This window comes from Paenibacillus senegalimassiliensis (assembly GCF_001486585.1).
GTDB lineage: Bacteria > Bacillota > Bacilli > Paenibacillales > Paenibacillaceae > Fontibacillus > Fontibacillus senegalimassiliensis.
Genome location: NZ_LN909046.1, coordinates 289372 through 311154 on the forward strand (window position 1 = coordinate 289372; position 21783 = coordinate 311154).

At 50.7% G+C, this 21783-nt stretch carries 23 protein-coding genes; 17 read left to right on the forward strand and 6 right to left on the reverse strand.

The window, feature by feature from the left end:
- The first annotated feature begins 3 nt into the window (after positions 1-3).
- The gene (locus BN3279_RS15340) at positions 4-1884 is read left to right on the forward strand and encodes an oxidoreductase (RefSeq protein WP_059052055.1); all 1881 of its coding nucleotides are present in this window, start codon (positions 4-6) and stop codon (positions 1882-1884) included.
- A gap of 24 nt (positions 1885-1908) precedes the next feature.
- Positions 1909-2400: a PTS sugar transporter subunit IIA gene (locus BN3279_RS15345; protein WP_059052056.1), complete on the forward strand. Its 492-nt coding sequence runs from the start codon at positions 1909-1911 to the stop codon at positions 2398-2400.
- 51 nt (positions 2401-2451) lie between these two features.
- Here the strand turns inward: BN3279_RS15345 and BN3279_RS15350 are convergent, their stop codons facing one another.
- Entirely contained in the window at positions 2452-2994 is a 543-nt protein-coding gene (locus BN3279_RS15350; protein ID WP_059052057.1) for a methylated-DNA--[protein]-cysteine S-methyltransferase, read from the reverse strand.
- A 189-nt stretch (positions 2995-3183) separates the two neighbouring features.
- Between BN3279_RS15350 and BN3279_RS15355 the strand changes: the two genes are divergently transcribed.
- Genes BN3279_RS15355 through BN3279_RS15395 form a run of 9 tightly spaced genes read left to right on the forward strand, consistent with a single transcriptional unit; the run spans position 3184 to position 11807 of the window.
- Complete coding sequence (locus BN3279_RS15355; protein ID WP_232436866.1) at positions 3184-3954, forward strand: HAD family hydrolase; 771 nt, start codon at positions 3184-3186, stop codon at positions 3952-3954.
- A complete protein-coding gene (locus tag BN3279_RS15360) occupies positions 3941-4798 on the forward strand; it encodes a MurR/RpiR family transcriptional regulator (protein ID WP_059052059.1) in 858 nt (285 codons plus the stop codon). The genes BN3279_RS15355 and BN3279_RS15360 overlap by 14 nt, the downstream gene beginning before the upstream one ends.
- Complete coding sequence (locus tag BN3279_RS15365) at positions 4777-5571, forward strand: MBL fold metallo-hydrolase (RefSeq protein ID WP_082673099.1); 795 nt, start codon at positions 4777-4779, stop codon at positions 5569-5571. Before BN3279_RS15360 ends, BN3279_RS15365 begins: the two co-directional genes overlap by 22 nt.
- 48 nt (positions 5572-5619) lie before the next feature.
- On the forward strand, positions 5620-7200 hold the full coding sequence (locus BN3279_RS15370; protein WP_059052060.1) for an ABC transporter substrate-binding protein: 1581 nt from the start codon (positions 5620-5622) through the stop codon (positions 7198-7200).
- Between the two features lie 17 nt (positions 7201-7217).
- Positions 7218-8162, forward strand: a complete 945-nt coding sequence (locus BN3279_RS15375; protein WP_059052061.1) for an ABC transporter permease — start codon at positions 7218-7220, stop codon at positions 8160-8162.
- 9 nt (positions 8163-8171) lie between these two features.
- Positions 8172-8990, forward strand: a complete 819-nt coding sequence (locus tag BN3279_RS15380; protein ID WP_059052062.1) for an ABC transporter permease — start codon at positions 8172-8174, stop codon at positions 8988-8990.
- Positions 8991-9001: 11 nt separating this feature from the next.
- The gene (locus BN3279_RS15385) at positions 9002-10003 is read left to right on the forward strand and encodes an ABC transporter ATP-binding protein (protein ID WP_059052063.1); all 1002 of its coding nucleotides are present in this window, start codon (positions 9002-9004) and stop codon (positions 10001-10003) included.
- Positions 10000-10971, forward strand: coding sequence for an ABC transporter ATP-binding protein (locus BN3279_RS15390; RefSeq protein ID WP_059052064.1), 972 nt, complete (start codon positions 10000-10002; stop codon positions 10969-10971). The genes BN3279_RS15385 and BN3279_RS15390 overlap by 4 nt, the downstream gene beginning before the upstream one ends.
- Before the next feature lie 23 nt (positions 10972-10994).
- Positions 10995-11807 (forward strand): metallophosphoesterase, encoded by an 813-nt coding sequence (locus BN3279_RS15395; protein WP_059052065.1) that lies wholly within the window; start codon positions 10995-10997, stop codon positions 11805-11807.
- Positions 11808-12015: 208 nt separating this feature from the next.
- On the opposite strand, the gene kduD is transcribed toward BN3279_RS15395, so the two are convergent.
- The 3 genes from kduD to kduI are packed head-to-tail and all read right to left on the reverse strand — an operon-like array spanning position 12016 to position 14435.
- Positions 12016-12768 (reverse strand): 2-dehydro-3-deoxy-D-gluconate 5-dehydrogenase KduD, encoded by a 753-nt coding sequence (gene kduD, locus BN3279_RS15400; protein WP_059052066.1) that lies wholly within the window; start codon positions 12766-12768, stop codon positions 12016-12018.
- Positions 12769-12820: 52 nt separating this feature from the next.
- Complete coding sequence (locus BN3279_RS15405) at positions 12821-13570, reverse strand: DeoR/GlpR family DNA-binding transcription regulator (protein WP_059052067.1); 750 nt, start codon at positions 13568-13570, stop codon at positions 12821-12823.
- Between the two features lie 31 nt (positions 13571-13601).
- Positions 13602-14435, reverse strand: coding sequence for a 5-dehydro-4-deoxy-D-glucuronate isomerase (gene kduI, locus BN3279_RS15410; RefSeq protein WP_059052068.1), 834 nt, complete (start codon positions 14433-14435; stop codon positions 13602-13604).
- Positions 14436-14722: 287 nt separating this feature from the next.
- Between kduI and BN3279_RS15415 the strand changes: the two genes are divergently transcribed.
- The 6 genes from BN3279_RS15415 to BN3279_RS15440 all read left to right on the forward strand — a co-directional run bounded on the left by BN3279_RS15415 (position 14723) and on the right by BN3279_RS15440 (position 20408).
- Entirely contained in the window at positions 14723-15385 is a 663-nt protein-coding gene (locus tag BN3279_RS15415) for a bifunctional 2-keto-4-hydroxyglutarate aldolase/2-keto-3-deoxy-6-phosphogluconate aldolase (RefSeq protein ID WP_059052069.1), read from the forward strand.
- Between the two features lie 39 nt (positions 15386-15424).
- Positions 15425-16207, forward strand: coding sequence for an SDR family NAD(P)-dependent oxidoreductase (locus tag BN3279_RS15420; protein ID WP_059052070.1), 783 nt, complete (start codon positions 15425-15427; stop codon positions 16205-16207).
- 132 nt (positions 16208-16339) lie between these two features.
- Positions 16340-17803: a spore germination protein gene (locus BN3279_RS15425; RefSeq protein ID WP_059054454.1), complete on the forward strand. Its 1464-nt coding sequence runs from the start codon at positions 16340-16342 to the stop codon at positions 17801-17803.
- Between the two features lie 36 nt (positions 17804-17839).
- Positions 17840-19057 carry a Ger(x)C family spore germination protein gene (locus tag BN3279_RS15430; RefSeq protein WP_232436867.1) on the forward strand — a complete coding sequence of 406 codons (1218 nt, stop codon included), beginning with the start codon at positions 17840-17842 and terminating at the stop codon, positions 19055-19057.
- Complete coding sequence (locus BN3279_RS15435; protein ID WP_059052072.1) at positions 19054-19278, forward strand: hypothetical protein; 225 nt, start codon at positions 19054-19056, stop codon at positions 19276-19278. The genes BN3279_RS15430 and BN3279_RS15435 overlap by 4 nt, the downstream gene beginning before the upstream one ends.
- Before the next feature lie 17 nt (positions 19279-19295).
- Positions 19296-20408, forward strand: a complete 1113-nt coding sequence (locus tag BN3279_RS15440) for a GerAB/ArcD/ProY family transporter (protein ID WP_059052073.1) — start codon at positions 19296-19298, stop codon at positions 20406-20408.
- A 46-nt stretch (positions 20409-20454) separates the two neighbouring features.
- Here BN3279_RS15440 and BN3279_RS15445 read toward each other — a convergent pair whose 3' ends face one another.
- The gene (locus BN3279_RS15445) at positions 20455-21540 is read right to left on the reverse strand and encodes a GerAB/ArcD/ProY family transporter (RefSeq protein ID WP_232436868.1); all 1086 of its coding nucleotides are present in this window, start codon (positions 21538-21540) and stop codon (positions 20455-20457) included.
- A 6-nt stretch (positions 21541-21546) separates the two neighbouring features.
- On the reverse strand, positions 21547-21777 hold the full coding sequence (locus BN3279_RS15450) for a hypothetical protein (protein ID WP_059052074.1): 231 nt from the start codon (positions 21775-21777) through the stop codon (positions 21547-21549).
- Positions 21778-21783 lie beyond the last annotated feature (6 nt).

Consider the following 21783-nt stretch of genomic DNA (forward strand, 5'->3'; position numbering starts at 1 on the left):
GGGATGAAATTTCCGAATCTATTCAAGCCGATCCGCATTAAAAATACAGTGTTTAATAACCGGATTATCGCGACGCCTGCAGGGCCTTATCATGATAAAGCTATTGGCGGGGCGGGGGTTATCATCACGGGTAGCGTTAACGTCAGCCGCAAGCGAGCAAGCTATTCCCGGCCGGACGAGCCCTACGCCTTCGATAAATATCAGATTGAAGCAACGAGAAATCGCGTAATTGTCGCCCATCAGGCGGGAGCAAAGGCTTCACTGGAACTGATTCATTCGGGTCAATATGCTCGTGTGGACGACTATGCCATCGGTCCTGTAGACCTTGTTCGGGCGGACGGCACTATCGTCAAAGCAATGGATGAGCAGATGATGGAAGAGGTTGCGAACGACTGGGCTGAGACGGCCAAGCGGGCCAAGGAAACCGGATTTGATCTGGTTATGCTACACTTCGCCCATGGCTGGCTCCCTGCTGAATTCCTGTCACCGCTATTTAACAAGCGGACTGACGAATATGGAGGTTCCTTCGAGAACCGGATTAAATTTCCGAAAATGATCATTGATCGTGTGCGGGAAGCGGTGGGTCATGATTTTATTGTGGACATGAGGATCAGCGCTTCCGAAATTGTGGACGGCTCTATCGAGTTCGAAGACGTGCTGGAGTTTATCAAGATCGTTGAGGACAAGCTGGATATGGTGCATATCTCGGCGGGGCTGGATATCAACTATGAGGGCAACGTGCATATGGCTCCAACGATTTTTAAGGAGCATATGCCAAACGTTGAATGGGCTGCGGAAGTCAAGCGTAACGTCAAGATTCCTGTATCCGTGGTAGGGGCCATTATGAGCCCGGCGGAAGCTGAATCAATTATTGCCGAAGGCAAGGCTGATTTTGTAGCTATGGGACGCCCGCTAATCGCAGATCCGTTCTGGCCGCAGAAGGCCAAGGAAGGTCGGGACGAAGATATCGTTCCTTGCCTGCGCTGCCAATACTGCTACCATATTTCCACGGAACGCAAAAATGTCGGCTGTTCGGTCAACCCGCGTTATACGCGCTATGATATGGTTCCTCTGGAATTGCCGAAGGCGAAGCAAAGCAAGAAGGTTGTAATTGTCGGAGGTGGCCCGGCAGGGATGAAGGCTGCCTTGGTTGCCGATGAGCGGGGCCATGAAGTTACTTTGCTGGAGAAGCACGAATCACTAGGTGGGGCCTTGCGTTACTCAGCCTATGAAGAGTTGAAGATTGATTTGTACAACTATATGAACTACTTGATTACCCAGATTGGCAAATCAGGAGTTACGGTGAAGCTGGGTGTGGAGGCAACACCGGAACAGATTCAGCAGTTGTCTCCAGATGCCATTATTGTGGCTACTGGGGCCGTGCCCTTCACCCCTCCGATCAAAGGCGTGGAGCAAAGCCATGTGATGGGGGCGCTGGATGTCTACACGCGGATGGATGAAGTGGGGAATGAGGTCGTGCTGGTTGGCGGCGGCTCCACGGGCTGTGAGCTTGGTATCGAGCTGGCACGGCACGGCAAGCAGGTTACGATCATGGAGGCGGGAGATCTGTTGGCCAAGAACGGGAACATCCTGTATCGCGTTGGTTTGCGGCAGGCCATGGATAAGCAAGAGACGCTGCATACCAGATTGAACGTGAAGATTGTAGAAATTACTGCCGATGGGGTCATTTATGAAGAGGCCGGGGAGCGGAAGCACATTTCTGCAAACACTGTAATTCTCTCCACAGGTATGAGAACTACACCGGCACTTATCGATTCCTTCTATGGCATCGTACCGGACACCTTTGTCATTGGGGACGCTAATAAACCAAGAAATGTGATGGATGCCACCCGAGAAGGTTACTTCATCGCCAAAAATCTGTAGAAATCAACGTAGGGGGAAACAACTGTGTTTGGTTGGAAGAAGAAACAAGCTGTTCCGGTAGTAGTCGAGATTCCATCTCCAGTACCCGGAACGCTGGTAGCCTTGGAGCAGGTGCCAGATGAAGCTTTTGCCGCTAAAATGATGGGGGAAGGCATCGCCATTCAGCCCACGGAGGGGAAAGTCATTGCGCCGTTTGATGACAAGGTTGTTCACTTGATGGAGAAGAGCAAGCATGCGATTATGCTGGAGCACGCATCTGGGGCGCAAATTCTGATTCATGTCGGAATGAATACCGTATCTCTGAAGGGGGAGGGCTTTATAGCACATGTCAAAACCGGGGATGTTATTACCCGGGGACAACTGCTGTTGGAGTTCGATATGGCCTTAATCGAGCAAGCGGGTTATCCCGTGATTACGCCTGTCATTGTACCGAATGGCCAGGAGTGTGTGAAGCAGGTGGAGGTAGCTGCAAGTCAAGCTGATCCGGCCCAGGCTGTTATAACCATCCAATGTTGAAAAATTGATTATATACTATATCTAATAAACATAAACGGCTGCTTTCCGAAGTTACTTCGGGGAGCAGCCGTTTTGTTCGAGTTCAAGCAATCGCTTCTTCATCTCCAGCCCGTCGCGGTAGCCCGTAAGCGTACCGTCCTTGCCAATCACGCGATGGCAGGGGATGGCGATAAGAACGGGATTAGCGCCAATGGCGGTCCCGACGGCACGAACTGCGGCTGGCTTGCCAATGCTTGCTGCAATATCCGCATAGGATCGAGTCTGTCCATAGGGAATCGCGCGAAGGGCTTGCCAGACGGCAAGCTGGAACGGGGTTCCCTTCACATCACAGGGGGGAGTGAATGAATTCTGCCCGCCCTGCAAATAGGCTGCTAAATCGATGATATAAGGTGCTAGGACATCCTCGTTGCGCTCAAGCGGGGAGCCGGGGAAGCAGCGGGAAGCCCAGGCTTCCAGATCAGCTAGCGGCTGATGAGGCGAGCCTACGTAAGCAAGGCCCTTCGCCGTGGCTGCGATAGGCAGAGCGCCACCTTCATCGGCGAGAAGCGACCAGTATAGAGGTTCAGGTGCGTCCTTGATTCTCGGTTGAGTCATGTTATAAGCCCCCTTCTAATCACAGTATAACTGCCAACTCTATCAATTAGCTACTTTAGTAAATTTTGCCGATGGGGACATTTACGAAAGTCATCATTTGAATTGATTTCGGGCAAATACTTTCATTCTAAGATGGAGTCATGGATGAAGGAAAACAAACATTTGTGTAGTGGATGAAGGAAAGGCTACATGAGAAAAACGGAGGCATCTATGATTCGATATGTATGGTTTGATCTTGGATACACCTTGGTGAAGACGAACCGTGAAGAGGTCTACCAGCAAACACTGCAGGGCCTTGGTGTGGTGAGAACGTTGAACGAAATTACGATTGCCTATCATCTGGCAGACAAGCTGTTTATGCGAGAATTTCGGGGGGTATTGGGCAGGGATAGTAGATCGTATATGCCTTGGTATATCGGGGTGTTGAATTACTATTTGCAACTGAGTTTGCCGATTGAAGAGGTGCTGCAAGTGCACCGCACGATGCTTAAGGAACAGGCTACCGGTTGGAGCGCCTTCTCATACAGTAAGCCAACGCTCCGGTATTTGAAAGAGCTTGGTTACGGTGTGGGTCTGATCTCCAATTGGGATAAGACTGCCCGTGAAGTCCTGCGGCAAAATCAACTCGACGAGGAGTTGGACATCATTGTCATTTCCTCAGAGTTGGAAATTGAGAAGCCTGATCCGGCTATATTCATTCATGCTTTGCAGAAGGCGGGTATTACGGCAGAGCAATCTCTTTATGTCGGTGACAACTACTATGACGATTATATTGGCTCCAGCCAGGTCGGGATGAGCTGTCTGCTCATTAATCCTTATGGCAAGCAGGGCATTGAGGAATTGAGCTATGGACAGGTCATCTCAGGGGTCCACGAGCTTCCTGCTTATCTGGGACATCCCGCAACGCCGGGGGAGCTATCGGAATCTGGAGTCGGGAGACAGGGTCATGTCGAGAATTGAGGAGCGCATTCGTGAGCAGTTTGAAAGTTTGAGCTTAAGCCAGAAGAAGGTAGCTCACTACATTCAGAGTAATCTGCGAGAAGCGGCGCTGCAATCCGCACAGCGAATTGCCGAGAAGTCGGGCGTTAGTGAAGCTACGGTTCACCGTTTGGCCCAGGCGTTGGCGTATGCCAGCTTTTCAGAGATGCATCAGGATTTAAGACAACTTGTTATACACGATCGGCGGGCTGTCCATAACTTCATTCAGTCCACAACGCGGCAAGAGGAGTCTTGGTTGGAGAAACACTTTGCCCAGGAAGCGGAAAATATTCGCCAAACCATGCTGCAGTTGGAACAGTCACATATTCATGAAGCGGCCCGCTTGCTCTTGCAGGCCGATCGCATCTGGGTAGTGGGCTGGCGAATGGGCCTGTCCGTTACCGCCTTCTTCAGCTTTGTAATGAAATACATGCTAGGCAATTGCGAGTTAATTCCTCAAGGGGGTGTTGCGGAATACGCACCGTACATTAAGCCGGGAGATGTGGTATTTGCTTGCGGATTCCCAAGATATTGTTCCAGAACCCTGAAGCTGTCCAGATTAGCCAAGGAGCAGCAGGCCCAATTGATTGTGCTTACCGATTCAGGTCTGTCTCCCTTTGCCAAGCTTGCTGACCTGGTATTGCTGGCGGAGTGCAAGTCCACAGGCTTTCTTGACTCTTATACGGCTTCTCTATCGGTCGTTAATGCCATCATTAATGAGGTTTCCTACTTGGATAGGGATCGGGTACAGGGCAATCTGGAACGAATGGAATTCATGTTCAAGGAGTTCCAGGACAGCTTCGAATGGATGCACAAATCGAAGTAGAACTTAACGACAACAGTAAGGGATGGAACGGAATGGAGCTTACGGTAATCGGGTATTGGGGAGCATTTCCCGCCAAAAATGAAGCCACTTCAGGTTACTTGCTTAGGCATAAGGAGTGCGCCGTGCTGCTGGATTGTGGCAGTGGTGTGCTGTCGCGGCTGCAAAATGAAATCGAGTTGGAGCAACTGGATGCGGTGTTCATCACGCATACGCATGCTGATCATTTTGCGGATGCTTATGCACTGGAATTTGCCGCCTTGGTCTTGACGCAGATTGGTAAGCGGACGCAGCCGCTGGACGTGTATGTGTATGACACTGCTCCGGAAAGCCTGCATTTTGCTTATCCGGACTATGTCAGGGTACACGCCATTGATACGGGACAGACCGTAACGGTTGGAGAAGTGATGTTTACGTTCCAGGAGACCATTCATGAGGTTCCCTGCTGCGCGATCAAGGCGACGTCCCCGGAGGGGCAGTCAATTGTCTATTCTGGCGATACGGGATTCTGTCCGGGCTTCGTCGAATTTGCCTCAAATGCTGATTTGCTTGTGCTGGAGAGTAGCTTCTATGAAGTGCAGAAGGGGATGATGTCAGGACATCTCACGGCGGGGGAAGCAGGTAAGGTAGCCCGCTTGGCTGGTGTTGGTCATTTAATTCTGACGCATCTTCCACATTACGGAGAGCATCAGCAACTTAAGTTAGAAGCCGGTCACAACTATAAGGGTCCCATTGAACTGGCACATTCCGGCTTGAAGTGGAGTTTGCAACTATAAAAATTATAAGTTCAAAAACATATTGGATCATGGAGAGGAGCAATCATCATGAAATGGAACAAGAAATGGGTTGCAGGATTGTCGACGGTCACCTTGCTAGCGATCATTATTACAGGGTGTGGAGGGAACGCTACGCAGCCCGCTCCAACGGGCAATCAACCCGCAAATACGGGAGCAGCGACAGAGACGGAGCAGACGAAGATCAAGGAGGGCGGGACGGTCAGAGTATCTATTGCTACAGAGCCGGACAATCTTGACCCTTATCTATCTGCGGCTACCGATACGAACTCTATGATGGATAACGTGTTTGACGGCTTGTTTGAAGCCGGAGAGAATGGAGAACTGGTTCCGGCAATCACAGAATCCTACGAGGTGTCGGAGGATGGTCTGACTTATACCTTCAAATTAAAGCAAGGCGTTGTATTCCATGATGGTTCGGCCTTGACCTCGGAAGATGTCTATTATTCCTACGCCAAGCTGGCTGGGCTGGATGGACAAGAGCCGCTTTCGTCCAAGTTCTCTGGTGTGGACAGCGTGGAGACGCCGGACGAGCATACCGTGATCATTAAGCTCAAAGGTCAGGATGCGGCCTTCCTGGCGGCGAACATTGCAGCCATCGTCCCGAAAGATTATGACAAGCAAAGTGAGCAGCCCATAGGGGCGGGACCGTTCAAATTCGTAGAGTATCAGCCGGGGCAGCAGTTGGTGCTGGAGAAGAATGCTGATTTCTACGATAAGGAACGCATGCCAAAGCTGGATCGCGTTGAATTCAAAATCATGCCGGATGCCAACTCCTCGGTGCTGGCACTGCAAGCCGGAGATATTGATATGGTCCCTGGAGTGAGTGCACAAGGCGCTCTGCAATTGGGAGAAGGTTATACCATTGTGTCGGGTCCGCAAAATATGGTGCAGTTGATGGCCTTGAACAATTCCGTGAAGCCGCTGGATGACGTTAAGGTTCGCCAAGCTATTAATCTGGCCGTAGACAAGGATGTTATTATTCAAACCGTATCGGACGGGAATGGCACGCCACTCGGCTCCAACATGAGCCCGGCGATGAAGATGTATTATCAGGAAGGACTGGAGAATCGCTATGCGCCAAATGTGGAGCAGGCCAAAGCATTGTTGAAGGAAGCCGGTTATGAGGACGGATTTGACTTGACGATTACGGTACCTTCCAACTATCAATTCCATGTGGATACAGCTCAGGTGATTAGTGAGCAGCTTAAGCAGGTAGGTATTCGTGCCACGCTCAAGCAGATTGAGTGGAGCAGTTGGCTGGAGGATGTATATAACAATGCCAAATATGAAGCTACCATTATTGGCTTGACCGGGAAGCTGGACCCGCATGAGGTGCTAGGGCGCTATGAATCCAGTTATGCGAAGAACTTCTACAAGTTCAGTAATAGTGAATTCGATGGTCTGATTGAAAAAGCGCGTACGGAACTGGATGAGACGGCGCGAGCTGACCTCTACAAGCAGGCGCAGGAATTACTGACGGAGCAAGCCGTTGCCGTGTTCATTATGGACCCTAGCCGGAATGTAGCCATGAAGCAAAATCTGCAAGGCTTTAAAATGTATCCAGTACAAAAGTATGACTTCGCTGCCATGTATTTTACGGAAGAATAATATAGGGGACATGCACCTTGAGATTTTATATCCGGAAGCTGATCATGCTAGCCACTACGGTACTGCTCGTATCAGTTATTACCTTTCTCGTATTTCAGGTTCTTCCCGGTGATCCCGCCCAGATTATTCTGGGCGTGGACGCCGATCCCCATCAGTTGGCTGCTTTGCGGCAAACGATGGGGCTTGATCGTCCGGTGGCAGAGCGTTATATGACCTGGATTAAGAATGCCGTCGTAGGCGACTTGGGTCAATCCTTACGCTACCAACGACCGGTTGCAGATATTTTGGCTGAGAGGGTGCCAGTTACAGTATCGCTGGCCTTGTTATCTCTGACGCTAACCTTGGCGATAGGTGTTCCCCTGGGAACATTGGTCGCTAGAAATGACGGAAAATGGCCGGCGGTATGGTTGTCGGCGCTGACACAGTTGGGGGTAGCGATGCCGTCCTTTTGGCTTGCTTTTATTCTAATTCTGGTGTTCTCGGTTACCTTCCGCTTGTTCCCCACGTATGGCTACATTCCATGGGGAGAGGACCCTCTGGGGGCGTTGCGTTCTCTGTTCCTGCCGTCCCTGGCGCTAGCCATTCCCGGAATTGCTGTTGTGACGAGGTACTTGCGCAATACGCTACTGGATCAAAGCCGGATGGACTACGTGCGAACTGCCAGAAGTAAGGGGCTCAGGGAGAAGGGCATTATGTACCGTCACATCTTGCGTAATGCACTGATTCCCGTAGTGACCATCATCGGTCTCATCATTACCGATACGCTCGGAGGCAGTATTGTGGTGGAAAATGTGTTCGCACTGCCGGGGCTGGGCAATCTGCTGATTACCTCTATTGGGACACGTGATTTGCCCTTGGTGCAGACGCTGGTGTTGTATATTGCTATTTTGGTAGTCGGGATCAACTTCGTGGTTGATTTGTTATATAAGGTGATTGATCCCCGCATTCGATTGAAAAGGTGAGAACCCATCATGAACGTTAACTACTGGCTTCGCAGCAAACCGCTGGTCATCGGCGGTCTGCTGGTTATCTTGCTACTGCTCTTTATGTTGACGGGGCTGTTCTATACCCCATACGAACCTAATGAAATGAATACCGCGATGCGGCTAGCTCCTCCGCAAGCCAGTCATCTGTGGGGGACGGACAATTTTGGACGTGATATTTTCAGCAGGATTATGGAAGGCGCGCAGACGGCGTTTCTTATCGGCGTATCCTCCGTGTCCATCGGTTTGACTTGTGGACTCGTTATCGGCGCTGTGGCCGGTTATTTTGGCGGCTGGCTGGACGAGGTGATTATGCGATTTATCGACGCAATGCAGGCCTTCCCAGGCATTCTACTGGCGATTATGCTGGTCTCCGTGTTTGGTCCCGGGCTGAATAATACGATACTGGCGCTTGGATTGATGAGTATTCCGTCCTTCTCACGGATTGCTCGCAGTGGGTTTATCCAATACAAGGAATTTGATTTTGTGAAGGCTTCGATTGCCAAAGGGGCGGGAGCTTGGCGCATTATCATCCGCCATATCCTTCCGAACATGGTCTCTCCCTTAATAGTTGCTGCCTCATTAGGGTTCTCCGGCTCCGTGCTGGCAGAGGCCGGACTTAGCTATCTGGGGTTGGGTGTTCAACCCCCGGACCCGAGTTGGGGCCGGATGCTAAGCGAAGCGCAGCCGTTCATTATTAATGCCCCATGGTATGTCATTTTGACCGGTGTGGTGCTGACGGCTATGGTTCTGGGCTTTAATTTGCTGGGCGATGGTATTCGGGATATATACAACAAGAAGGGCTAGGAGGAGAAACGATGGGAACGGCACTATTGGAGGTAAAGGAGCTTGAAGTGGCCTTCTCCGGCGGGAAAACCTCATATCCGGCATTGCAAAGCATTTCCTTCGCCTTGCGTGAAGGAGAGGTGCTGGGAATTGTGGGAGAATCCGGCTGTGGCAAGAGCCTGACCTCATTGTCGGTTATGGGGCTGTTGCCCGGAGGGGCAGAAGTTACCAAAGGGGAAATTTGGCTGGAAGGGACAAACCTATATGGCCTAAGCGCGGAGGAATGGTGCAACGTGCGGGGCAAGCAGGCGGCCATGATCTTTCAGGACCCTATGACGGCATTAAATCCACTAGTCCCCATTGGAAGACAAATTGCCGAGACGGCACTGATTCATATGCGGATTTCACGCCAGGAAGCACGTGAGCTTGCTCTGGATATGATGAAGCGGGTTGGCTTGCCGCGCGTGGAACAGCTGTTTCGCGAATACCCCCACCAATTGTCGGGCGGAATGCGCCAGAGGGTCATGATCGCGATGGCGCTGATTTGCCGTCCGCAATTGCTGATTGCGGACGAGCCTACAACGGCGCTGGATGTGACCATTCAGGCGCAGATTCTTAGCTTGCTGCGGGACATGAAGGAAGAGACCGGAGCGGCTATGCTGTTCATTTCCCATGACTTGGGCGTTATTCGCGAGATTAGCGACCGGGTGATGGTTATGTACGCTGGCTATGTAGTGGAGGAAGCTCCCGTGGAAGAACTGCTAAACGATCCGAAGCATCCTTACACCGTTGGCTTATTAAAGTCTATTCCTGATACTGGACATAAAAATCAACCACTCCATACCATCCCGGGCCGTGTGCCCGCTCTCGCTGAACGCGGGGGCGGCTGCCCGTTCGTGGGACGATGTCCACATGCGGAGCCTATTTGCGCAGATAAGGTTCCTTCCCTGACAGAGTCAACGGTCAACCATTGGGTTCGCTGTCATTTATACGAAGGGGCGGCTAAACCTATGGAGACGGAGGTGAGCTTATGAGTACCGCATTGGTAGAGGTGGAAGAGCTGGTTAAATATTATCCGGTTCCCCGGCAAGGACTATGGGAGAGCCAGCAATATGTCAAAGCGGTGGATCATGTCTCGTTCACGATTCATTCGGGTGAGACCTTTGGCTTAGTCGGAGAAAGCGGCTGCGGCAAATCTACAACGGGGCAGATGCTGGTCCGGCTCCTGGAGCGGACAGAGGGCAGTATACGTTACCAAGGAACAGATATTGGAGGATTGGACCGCCGGGGGATGAGGGCGCTTCGCCGAGACCTGCAAATTGTGTTTCAGGACCCGTATGCTTCCTTGAATCCCAAGAAGCAGATTGGCTGGATTTTAGAAGAGCCCCTCGTCATTCACCGGCTTGGTAACAGGGAGGAAAGGCAGAGCATCGTGGCGTCCACCTTGGAGCAGGTAGGGCTGGATCAGAGCTATTTGAAGCGTTATCCCCATGAGCTAAGCGGAGGGCAGCGGCAACGCGTCGGCATAGCCGCAGCCCTTGTCCTGAATCCGAAATTTATCGTTATTGATGAGGCTGTGTCTGCCCTGGACGTTTCCATTCAGTCGCAGATTCTCAACTTGCTGAAGGAGTTGCAGCAGAGCCTGGGGCTGACGTATCTATTTATCTCCCATGACTTGAACGTTGTGCAGTATATGAGTGACCGCATCGGGGTGATGTATCTGGGGAAGATGGTGGAGATTATGGATGTAGCGCAAGGAAGCCACGAACCCCTGCATCCTTACACCCGGGCCTTGTTCTCCTCTATTCCCCGGGTTAAGCCGATAGCGGGCGAGCGTATTTTACTCCAGGGAGACTTGCCAAGTCCGGTTGACCCGCCCTCGGGCTGCGCCTTTCATCCACGTTGCCCCTTTGCTATGGAGAGATGTAAGCAGGATCAGCCGCAGCTAACGCCTCACTCGACGGGGAATATGGTGAGCTGCCATCTATATGAAGGAACTTAATCAGACAGAAGGAGAGAGACAGGATGAACATCGGAATTATATCGGATCTTCATGTTGATTTAAATGAACAGCAAGGAGATATTGCCATCGAGGAAGCGTTGTTGCAAGTTGTCCGGGAACGGGAATTGAATCAATTAATTATCGCCGGAGATATTTCCAATGACCTGCACATCAGCTTGAAGGTTCTTGAGGGGTTACGTGAGGCCAGCGGCATTCCGGTGTTGTTCGTTCCTGGCAACCATGATTATTGGAGCAAGGAGAATGGAATTACGGATACGTGGGAAATTTATCGAGCTTATCAAACCTTCTCTGGCTGCTTAAGTGAACGCTCCTATTCATTGAATGAACAATGGGCCGTCATTGGTAATACCGGCTGGTATGACTACACCATGGGAGAGCCTAAATACGGAACGGTTGATTTTGAGGAAATGAAGCTGGGCGAGCGTACGTGGCAGGACAGTATTTATGTAAAATGGGGAAGAAGTAATGCGGATATGCATCGCTATTTCTATGAAGCGTTAGAGCAGGAGTTAATCAAGCATCAAGGCAAGCAGATTATTTTGGTTACCCATATGCTGGGGCATCCCTTCTTCAAGGTGCCGATGCCGCATCCCCGCTGGGAATATTTCAACGCCTTCCTTGGAAGTACAGAATATACCGATTTATATGAGAAGTATGACGTACGTTACGCCGTGATGGGGCATGTGCATTATCGGAAGCGGCAGATTCATCAGAACACGGAAATGATTTGTGCTTGCCTGGGATATCGTAGGGAATGGAGACAGGCAGTCGCCGTCGAGGAGATACGGAGCTGCCTGCAAATAATCTCTGTTTAAGAGGTTGTCAAAAAGTCATCTTTTGATCACGAAGCGGCTCCGGAAGTAAACTCGACATCGAATCTTGAATTCAGCCGGGACTTCCGATGCTCACGTACCCACTACGTACGCTCCGCTTCTCAGTCCCTAGCTTCATCCAACCTTCTTGGTGCTGAAAACCTGACTTTTTGAACTCGCATTAAATTTCAGTCATAAATATTTATAAGAACTAGCGTGCCATCCAGCCGCCGTCCACGCAGAGGATATGGCCATTCAGGTAATCGGCCGCCGGGGAAGCCAGGAATACCGCCGGGCCCTTAAGGTCGTCAGGGGTTCCCCAACGCTCTGCGGGGATGCGATCGGTGATGGAATTCTTCCGGTTCTCATCCGCGCGAATTTGTGCGGTGTTGTCCGTGGCCATGTAGCCTGGCGCGATGCCGTTGATTTGAAGGCCTTGGCCAGCCCATTCATTGGCGAAGGCTTTGGTCAGACCAGCGACGCCGTGCTTGCTGGCGGTATAGCCTGGAACATTGATGCCGCCTTGGTATGAGAGCATCGAGCAGATATTGATGATCTTGCCGCTGCCACGTTCAATCATATGGCGTCCAGCGATCTGCGATAGTAGAAATACCGTATTCAAGTTCAGGTTGATAACATCGAACCAATCTTTCTCCGGGTGGTCCTTCGCCGGAGCCCGGCGAATGATTCCCGCATTATTGACCAGAATGTCAATCTGTCCAGTCAATTGAAGAGCTTCATCAACGATGGATTGAAGCTGATCATGATTGCTCAAATCGGCAATAACCTCGCTAGATTTACGTCCCAAGCCTTCTACTTTACTTACTGTCTCCGCGCTACTGCCAAGCGAAACATTCACAACATGGGCACCGGCTTCAGCAAGCCCGATAGCAATGCCTTGTCCGAGTCCGCTTGCCGCTCCCGTAACAAGAGCCGTCTTTCCCGACAGGTCAAACAGTTTCATTGGCGTACACTCTCCATTTCAAATAATAAATTAGTGCCTTCCACATGTATTTCTATTCGATGGCAACGTTGGAGTTTGCGTATAACCGGGCTGTTTCGGCAGTTAACCCTTGATCCGCAATAATGCGAGTCACTTCGTCTAGCCGCGCGAAGGTACGTAGGGCCGTCTGGCCGAATTTCTGGTGGTTCATAACGGCGATGACCTCGCGGGAGGTTTCGATCAAGGCACGCTTGAAGGCGATGAGATCCCCGGTATAGATGGACAAGCCATGTTCCGGGTGGATGCCCGTTGCTGAGACGAATGCCTTCTGAATGTTAAGCTGCCGGATGTAGGCAGCAGACTCAGGCCCGGCGAGCATATTACGTACGCGATATCCGCCTGGGACGACTAGCCGAATCTGGTCCTTGGCGGCCAGCTCGCTGATAATGTAGACGTCATTAGTAACTACGGTCAGCGGCCGATTGTCCAGGCGCCGGGCGATTTCCAGCGTAGTGCTTCCTCCATCGAGGGCAATGATATCCCCATCTTCAATATGAATCAGCGCTTTGCGGGCAATTTCCTGCTTCTCTTCCCCATGCTTGGCTAGCGGCTCCCTGGAGGGCAAAATGCCGTACTGATCACTCTGGGCAAGTATCGCGCCGCCATGCACCCGCATCAGCAAGCCTTGCTCCTCCAATTTGGCCAGATCTTCGCGAATGGTCTTGCCGGTAACGCCTAGCTGTTCGCTTAATTCTGCCACTGTTACTTCTTTGTGCGTCAGCAGAACCTCCATAATTTTCTCGTGCCGTCGAATTTGGCTCATATCTACTTCACTCTTCCATCAGGTAATGCCCTTATTTTAAATCCTTCATCGCAACGCTGTCCATGTCCGCATATGCCTTGTTATCGCCGGCCATTCCCCAGATAAAGGTATAATTGCTGGTGCCTACTCCGCTATGAATCGACCAACTTGGAGAAATCACGGCCTGTTCATTGTGCATCACGATGTGGCGGGTCTCATCAGGCTCGCCCATGAGATGGAATACAACGGCATCCTCGGGCAGATCAAAGTACATATAAGCTTCCATACGGCGGGGATGGACATGGGCAGGCATCGTGTTCCACATGTTGCCGGTCTTGAGTTGAGTCATGCCCATAACCAGTTGTGCACTTTGAATGCCCGTCTCATGAATGAAACGGTGTATCGTCCGCTCGTTAGAGTTCTGGATAGAGCCCAGGGCACCGGATTCTGCGTCATTCAGCGTGGTGATGGCAGTTGGGAACGCTTGGTGTGCCGGAGCCGAATTCAAGTAGAATCTGGCTGGATTAGCGGTATCCTTACTTTTGAAGATTACTTCCTTCGAGCCTTGACCGACATACAAACAATCCTTATTGTTCAGCTCATACTCTTTGCCGTCGACAGCAACCAGCCCGGGTCCCCCTACATTGATAGCGCCAAGTTCACGCCGTTCCAGAAAGAAAGATACACCTAGTTCCTTCAAGTCTGTCTCCAGCTTGACCTCTTGATCCACCGGTGCGGCTCCGCCGATAATGAAACGATCTTCATGAGTCAGTACCAGTTCCAGATGGTTCGGAGTGAACAGCTTAGGAACATGGAACTCCTCACGCAATCGCTTGGTATCAAATGCCTTAACCTCATTCGGATGGGAAGCATAACGCCGTTCCATACGAAAAACCTCCTCTTTATGTTCGTTTATGTTTATTTTGTTTATATATGTTCATATTAATCTCTTTTGGTTTATTTGACAAGTGCTTTACACACTGACAGGGAAATAATAAATATTTACAATAGAAGATAATCAGGCACTGAAAAAGGTAGTTCAGGCGTGTGATTCCAGAAGGAGAATAGCCGTTTGCAGCGAATGATATATTGGGCAAGACAACGGAAATGGCGTGCTATTCATTCATCATGAATAGGGTTACATATATTTCATAGGGAAAAGAGGAATGTCAGATGAAGAAGCTGCAACTTGTTCAGAAAATTGTGGAGGAAGGCGTTGTCGCCGTATTGCGTGGCAACTCTCCCGAAGAAATTGTGTTGATGGCCGAGCAAGCGATTGCCGGCGGGATCAAGGTTATTGAGATAACGATGACGACTCCATTTGCTTTGCAGGCCATTGAGAAATTGTCCCGCAAATATGCCTGGGATGCTGAGGAGGAGTCGGCTTATGCCATCATCGGCGTAGGAACAGTGCTTGATCCCGAGACGGCTCGGGCAGCTATATTGAGCGGGGCGACATTCGTGGTAGGCCCATCTTTGAATCCGGCGACGGTTGCTTTGTGCAATCGGTATCGTGTGCCGGTCATGCCAGGGTGCATGACAATTAAGGAGATTCAAGAAGCGCTTGAGCTGGGCGCAGATATTGTGAAGCTCTTCCCGGGCAATCTGTATGATCCATCCATGATTAAGGCCATCAAGGGTCCATTGCCGCAAGCAAACATTATGCCTACCGGCGGCGTGTCGCTCGATAATCTTGGCGAGTGGGTTGCTGCGGGTGCGGTTGCCGTCGGGATCGGGTCGGATCTGACCAGCGAAGCGATCAAACAGCAGAACTTCTCGCTGATTGCCCGCAAGGCTGCGGATTACAAAGCCGCATACGTGAAAGCTAGGGGTTAAAGCAAATTTGAGAGCTAGAGGTCTAAGGAGGAATGGAGCATGGATTTAGGCTTACGTGGCAAGCGGGCCATCATTACCGGCGGCAGTCAGGGAATTGGCCGGGCCACAGCATTGCTGCTGGCCGAGGAGGGAGCCTTGGTTGCTATCGTGGCCCGGAACGAAGGGCCGTTGCAAGAGGCGGCTGATCTCATCAGGGAGCGAACGGGAATAGCGCCACTACTCATCACGGCAGATGTCTCCCAGGAAGCGGAGGCAATTCGCGCTGTCGAACGGGTAGCCAGAGAACTCGGTGGTATCGACATTCTGGTGAACAACGCGGGCACTTCCGCTGCCCAGCCCTTTGATCAGGTTGATACAGCAGCCTGGACTGCGGATTTGGATCTTAAGCTGTTCGGAGGAATTCATTTTGCCCGGGCCGCAATCCCGCATATGCGGAAGGCTGGCGGGGGCTCCATTCTGAACGTGACCGCTATTGGCGGCAAAACGCCGGGAGCTTCCTCGCTGCCTACCTCTGTCAGCCGCTCAGCGGGCCTGGCCTTGACCAAAGCAATGAGCAAGGACCTGGCGGGCGATAACATTCGCGTAAATGCCGTCTGCATCGGCTTGATACGCAGTGCTCAAATTGAACGCAGATGGCAGCAGGTCGCTCCCCAACTCACTTGGGAGCAGTTCGCCGCCGATCCGCGTCACGGTATACCGCTCCGCCGTATTGGCCAGACGGAGGAAGCCGCGCGAGTGATTACTTTTCTTGTATCGCCAGCCGCCTCTTACGTTACGGGGACAGCGGTCAATATTGACGGAGGAACATCCGCCGTCTTGTAGCTTTCTGATAGAATGATGTGACAAGATAGTCCCGTCCGGGAGAGGGCGGGACTATTTGTGTTGCCTGGTTCATTTATGCATACGAAGCTCGTAACGGGTGATAATAGGAAGAAAAGAAAGGCAGGAAACGATATGCCGAAGGGGCCAAAGCACACAGCACAGAAAGAGGAAGAGATTGCGGCCGATATTAACCATTTTACCGAAGATGTGCAGCGGATGTTGGGTAAGAGTCCGGACATTATTTACCGGGAAATGATGCTGTGGGGAATTCAAGCGGTCATTGTGTACGTGGACGGTATGGCGGAGCCAAGATATCTACTGGAAGCTATATTGGATCACGAGAGTAGGCTTGCGCCTCAGGAGCATTCTCCAGCAGGATATCTTGAGGTATTGCGAACGGAGATGATTCCGCTGGGCCGGGTAGCTGGCGTCAATTCTTATTCGCAGGTAACTGCCGAGCTTCTATCCGGCGATACTATCGTTTACATAGATGGGGCTTCATGTGCGATTAGTGTGGGCACCCGTGATTTGAAGCAGCGCGGCGTAGAGGAGGCTACCTCGCAATCTGTGGTTCGTGGCCCGCGGGAAGGATTTACCGAATCGCTGCGTGAGAACACGGCACTGGTTCGTCGAAGAATTCAGAACCCCGGGTTGAGAATTGAAGAACGTAGGCTGGGTGAAATGACTCAAACGGATGTAGCCGTAATGTATCTGGAGGGAGTAGCGGATCAGGGTGTTCTGGAGGAATTAAGAAGAAGGCTGGACGCGATTGAATTGGAGAGCATTCTTGAAAGTAACTATATTGAAGAAATGATTCAGGATCGGCGATATAGCCCATTTCCGACAGTATATAATTCAGAGCGTCCAGATGTCATCGCCTCAACGATTCTGGAGGGGCGCATCGCCATATTTGTGGAGGGTTCTCCTTTTGTACTTGCCGTTCCGGCTCTGTTCCCGCAATTCTTCCAGTCCAGTGAAGACTACTATCAGCGTGGCGATTTTGCCAGTATGGTCCGGCTTCTCCGTTACCTCTGCTTCGGTATCGCCTTGTTGACACCATCAGTGTACATCGCCATTACTACCTTCCATCAGGAAATGATCCCTACTAATCTGCTGGTGAGCCTGATCGGTCAACGGGAGGGGGTTCCTTTTCCCGCTTTCATTGAGGCTTTGATCATGGAGGTTACGTTCGAAATCCTGCGGGAAGCCGGTATCCGTCTGCCCAAATCCATTGGTCAATCTGTATCGATCGTAGGTACGCTCGTTATAGGTCAAGCGGCCGTTGAGGCGGGATTAGTCTCGGCAGCCATGGTTATTGTCGTCTCGATTACCGCGATTGCCAACTTTGCGCTTCCGGCCTTTAACGTTGGCATATCGGCCCGGATGCTGCGGTTCATACTAATGGTGATATCCGCTTCATTTGGGATGTACGGTATTATTATTGCCTTGATTGTATTGGGAATGCATCTGTGTAGCCTAGAGTCACTGGGGGTGCCCTATATGACTTCAATGGCTCCGTTTCGTTGGAGGGCTCAGAAGGATACCTTGCTGCGCGTATCTCGCCGGGAGGCGAAGAAATACTTCGGCAAAGCTTAATATAAGGAACAACCTCGATAAGCGGGTGATGGATAAATGAGGATGAAGGGATACGCCTGGTTAATGGTGATACTTTGTGCCAGTCTTGCTATTTTGCCGGGGTGTTGGAGCAAGAAGGAGCTTAATGAATTGGCTGTGGTGATGGCGTTGGGGGTCGATTTACAGGAAGGCGGTGGCTATGTGGTGTCTGCGCAAGTGATGAATCCGAGCGAAGTTGGATCGCAACAGTCGGGTTTATCAGGTAATTCGCCAGCCGTTACGTACAGCGCGGTGGGCAAGACCATTCCGGATGCCCTTCAGCGCATGCTTAATGTTACGCCGCGGATGTTGTATTTGTCGCATATGCGTGTACTGGTGTTTGGTGAGGAGATGGCACGTCAAGGCATCAGTGATGTGTTGGACTTTATTTCGCGCAATCATGAGTTGCGTACAGACTTCTATTTGATGGTGGCCAAAGGGATGGATGCGGCGGAGATTCTTCAGGTCGTCACGCCCTTTGAGCATATTCCATCGAGTTCGCTATATTCCTCCATATTGATCTCCAATAAGGAATGGGCAGCAATGGGCAAAATTACACTTCAACAATTTATCACGGAATTGGACCAAAGTGGATCAAACCCGATTATGTCAGGTGTCGAGCTTCATGGGGACCCGAAAACCGGCAACAATCTGGAGAACGTGAAGAAGATCAAACCCGACACGATGCTGGAAAATGCCGGCTTGGCGGTATTTGTGAAGGATCGTCTGGTTGGCTGGGTGGGAGAGGCGGGGAGCAAGGCTACGAATTATGTCTTAAATGAAGTAGAAATGACTTCGGGGTATGTTCCGTGTCCGGGAGGAGGCATCATCGGTGTTGAAATCACCAGTGCAAGGAGCAAACTGGAGGTTCACCTGGACAAGGAAGAGCGACCACAGTTCATCGTACGATTGAAGACCGAAGCTAACCTGGATGCAGCTCAATGCTCCGTGGATTTGAGCAAGGTGGAGTCCATCGATCAAATCAGCAGAAACTTGGAGCATAAGCTGACTTCTCTGCTGGAGGAAGGCATCCATGAGGTTCAGCGGAAATACGGGGCTGATATTTTCGGCTTCGGAGAAGCGTTACACCGAAAGTATCCTAAGGTCTGGGAGAAATATAGAGAACGTTGGGAGGATAGCTTCCGCAGTATGGAGGTTCGGGTATATGCCGACGCGGAGATTCGGCGTATTGGCTCAATCGTACAGCCTGCCAGAAGGGAGATGGAGCGTAGGTGATTTGGAGACTAGTGTTGTTATTGCTGGTGGTAGTCGCCGGAGCTGTGCAAATCCCTTTTTTGCTTAAAGCCCGCTCCATGCGTGATCTTGTTATGTTTTGTATCTTTCTAGGCATAACCCTAGCGTGGCTGTTCAATGATCTTGTGGAGGGTCCAAATCTCAGACCGCTGGATTGGATTCGTTTCGCCATGGAGCCTCTCAAGATGCTCAACCCCAAATAAAGTCAGGAGATAACTAAATGAAACCTAAGCAAATCTCCCCCGGACAGATGCTCATTCTTACGTTCGGGCTTACAGTGGGAACATCGATATTGGTCACGCCGTCAGGGCTGGCGCATGTTGCCAGAGAGGATGCCTGGATTGCGTCCTTGTTCAGCTTATTTATCAATTTGCTGCTGGTGGTCCTGTACATTATCTTATCGCGCATGTATCCAGGTAAGAATTTGTTCGAAATCAACGAAGCCGTTATGGGCAAATGGTTAGGGAAGCTGCTCTCTCTGCTATATCTCTTTTATTTCCTAATTCTTACGGGCACATTGCTAGGTAATCTGGGCTTTTTCTTGACCAGCGAAATGATGCCGGAGACACCCATCGAGGCTGTGCAAATTATCTTTCTTCTGGCCGCAATTATGTGTGCTCGGCTGGGTACAGTTATTCTGGCGCGGGTTAGTCAGTTAATGTTCCCCTGGATCGTGGTTTTGTTCTTGATTTTGGTGCTAGCCTTGCTACCCCAAATCGAGTGGAATCATATCAAGCCTGTTCTTGAAGCGGGCCCGCTTCCCCCTCTCCAGGCAGGATATCATTCTGCCATGTTCCAGGAGCTTATCGTATTGCTGGTGTTCTTACCAATGAGCAGCGGGGGAAAGAAAGCGGAAGCAGGATTTTTGGGAGGGACGTTGCTGGGAGCTATGTTTCTGGCTATCGTTGTAGTGCTGAGCATTCTGGTTCTGGGTATCGAGCAAGCGGAGAACGCCACATTCCCCACGTATGCCTTGGCCAAAACAATCAATGTTGGCAACTTTCTGCAACGGCTGGAGGGGATTTTAATTACGATTTGGATTTGCACATTCTTCATCAAGATTTCCTTGCTCTATCTCGCATTGCTGAAAGGCTTAGAGAAAGTATTTGGACTTACCGACACACGCTCCTTAATTACGCCGATGGCCGTCCTTTTTCTACTGGTTGCCTGGCATACTTATATTAACACCGTTTATGTCGCCGACATCATTCAGCGTGTGTGGGCGGGTTACGCCCAGTTACATCTGTTGCTTATTCCGCTCGCACTAGCTGTGGTTGGATTGGTCCGTACCTGGGTTGCGAAGCGCCGCAAAGGGCAGAAGGCATTGCCTTAAAAAAATGAGGCATCCAAGTTGTTGCCTGCGTTTTTAGGTGTGAAAGTTACGAACGCTTGCGGATGAGCAGCATTGATAATATCAACAGAGGAATGGCGATTTGGAACAGCACATCGACCTTCAGGCTAGGCCCCAGTCCTATGGCAAAGTGTTGCGCATAACCTTGCTCTATGAAGGAAGAGGCGTAAATGAGCAAGCCGAGTGGGATTACCCAGAATCTGCCCGAACGTTGAGTCAACTGAGCAATGCCACGAACAGCACAGAAGAAGAAGAGAGTCATCTTCATGAGTAGTCCATAAAACAGCAAAATAGTAACCACTAAATCTAGCCGTTCAATGAACAAAAAGTGGGATAGCGTGCGGGCCGACTTCAAAAAGGGAAGTTGGCTTGTTGTTGCAACGGCTGGACCAAGGATTGCCATATTGAGAACGTTCATGAAGATTAAGAACAGGCTGACGGTGAAATAGCCGAGCAATGTGCTTTTGACAGGGACTCCATTTTGATTCCACAAGGGCCATATCATCAGGAAGACCAGCATTTGACCGAAGGGAAATGAAACGATGTCGGGCAGGGCAGCTTGGACGACAGGGAGGATGCCTTGCTCCAGTATCGGCTGTAATTTGGTAAAATCAACGGTTCCTAACGTCAGTAACAAGGTGATCAACACAGCATACGACAACATCATCAGTGGGAGCAGCAATTCAGGTAGATTAAACACGATTTCCGCTCCCTTAGAAATGGCATAACCGCCGATACTTACAAATATCAACATGGTGAGAAACATGGGGGTTTCCGGCAACATCACCAATTTGGCGAGCTCTCCCAAATCACGCACATTACGCATGGACTCATAGGCAAAATAAAGGCAGTAAAGTATCCCGATTGTGGTACCGGCAATACGCCCGAACCCGCGCTGCAAAATGTTCATCCAACTTGAACGTGGAGAACGCTTCTGAATCCAGAGGAACACGAGCAGCAGCAGAAAGCCAGCCAGCGATCCAATCGACATGGCGATCCAGGAATCCTGCTTCGCTTTGCCGCCCAACAGGAACAGGGGCGTGCTGCCAATTTCAAATAAAATAACCATAAAGAAGATTTGAACAGAACTGATCCTCTCCTGATGTTCTTTCACAAGATTCTATCCTCCTAACCAACGGATGATCGCTCGTCCAAGGGGTTGGAACACATTCAAGTATGGGGTGGACAAGCTGATATGTGGCACTCCGATGATGTTGCATACATGCAGGTAAGTGCTCCAGCCAATCAAGATGGTGTATAGCAACCATTTTAACAACCGCCGCTTACCTTTAATTTTCCGAAATCCCCATATCAGCAGGGCAGCATCAATGACGATAATCCAAATCAGCATGGTCAA

Coding starts and splice junctions, on each gene's coding strand:
- BN3279_RS15385 (WP_059052063.1), top strand. CDS start 9,002: ATGGGAACGGCACTATTGGAGGTAAAGGAGCTTGAAGTGGCCTTCTCC.
- BN3279_RS15360 (WP_059052059.1), top strand. CDS start 3,941: ATGTCGAGAATTGAGGAGCGCATTCGTGAGCAGTTTGAAAGTTTGAGC.
- BN3279_RS15380 (WP_059052062.1), top strand. CDS start 8,172: ATGAACGTTAACTACTGGCTTCGCAGCAAACCGCTGGTCATCGGCGGT.
- BN3279_RS15430 (WP_232436867.1), top strand. CDS start 17,840: ATGAGGATGAAGGGATACGCCTGGTTAATGGTGATACTTTGTGCCAGT.
- BN3279_RS15420 (WP_059052070.1), top strand. CDS start 15,425: ATGGATTTAGGCTTACGTGGCAAGCGGGCCATCATTACCGGCGGCAGT.
- BN3279_RS15440 (WP_059052073.1), top strand. CDS start 19,296: ATGAAACCTAAGCAAATCTCCCCCGGACAGATGCTCATTCTTACGTTC.
- BN3279_RS15355 (WP_232436866.1), top strand. CDS start 3,184: ATGAGAAAAACGGAGGCATCTATGATTCGATATGTATGGTTTGATCTT.
- BN3279_RS15365 (WP_082673099.1), top strand. CDS start 4,777: ATGGATGCACAAATCGAAGTAGAACTTAACGACAACAGTAAGGGATGG.
- BN3279_RS15405 (WP_059052067.1), bottom strand. CDS start 13,570: ATGAGCCAAATTCGACGGCACGAGAAAATTATGGAGGTTCTGCTGACG.
- kduI (WP_059052068.1), bottom strand. CDS start 14,435: ATGGAACGGCGTTATGCTTCCCATCCGAATGAGGTTAAGGCATTTGAT.
- BN3279_RS15390 (WP_059052064.1), top strand. CDS start 10,000: ATGAGTACCGCATTGGTAGAGGTGGAAGAGCTGGTTAAATATTATCCG.
- kduD (WP_059052066.1), bottom strand. CDS start 12,768: ATGAAACTGTTTGACCTGTCGGGAAAGACGGCTCTTGTTACGGGAGCG.
- BN3279_RS15370 (WP_059052060.1), top strand. CDS start 5,620: ATGAAATGGAACAAGAAATGGGTTGCAGGATTGTCGACGGTCACCTTG.
- BN3279_RS15340 (WP_059052055.1), top strand. CDS start 4: ATGAAATTTCCGAATCTATTCAAGCCGATCCGCATTAAAAATACAGTG.
- BN3279_RS15425 (WP_059054454.1), top strand. CDS start 16,340: ATGCCGAAGGGGCCAAAGCACACAGCACAGAAAGAGGAAGAGATTGCG.
- BN3279_RS15350 (WP_059052057.1), bottom strand. CDS start 2,994: ATGACTCAACCGAGAATCAAGGACGCACCTGAACCTCTATACTGGTCG.
- BN3279_RS15450 (WP_059052074.1), bottom strand. CDS start 21,777: ATGCTGATTTGGATTATCGTCATTGATGCTGCCCTGCTGATATGGGGA.
- BN3279_RS15395 (WP_059052065.1), top strand. CDS start 10,995: ATGAACATCGGAATTATATCGGATCTTCATGTTGATTTAAATGAACAG.
- BN3279_RS15415 (WP_059052069.1), top strand. CDS start 14,723: ATGAAGAAGCTGCAACTTGTTCAGAAAATTGTGGAGGAAGGCGTTGTC.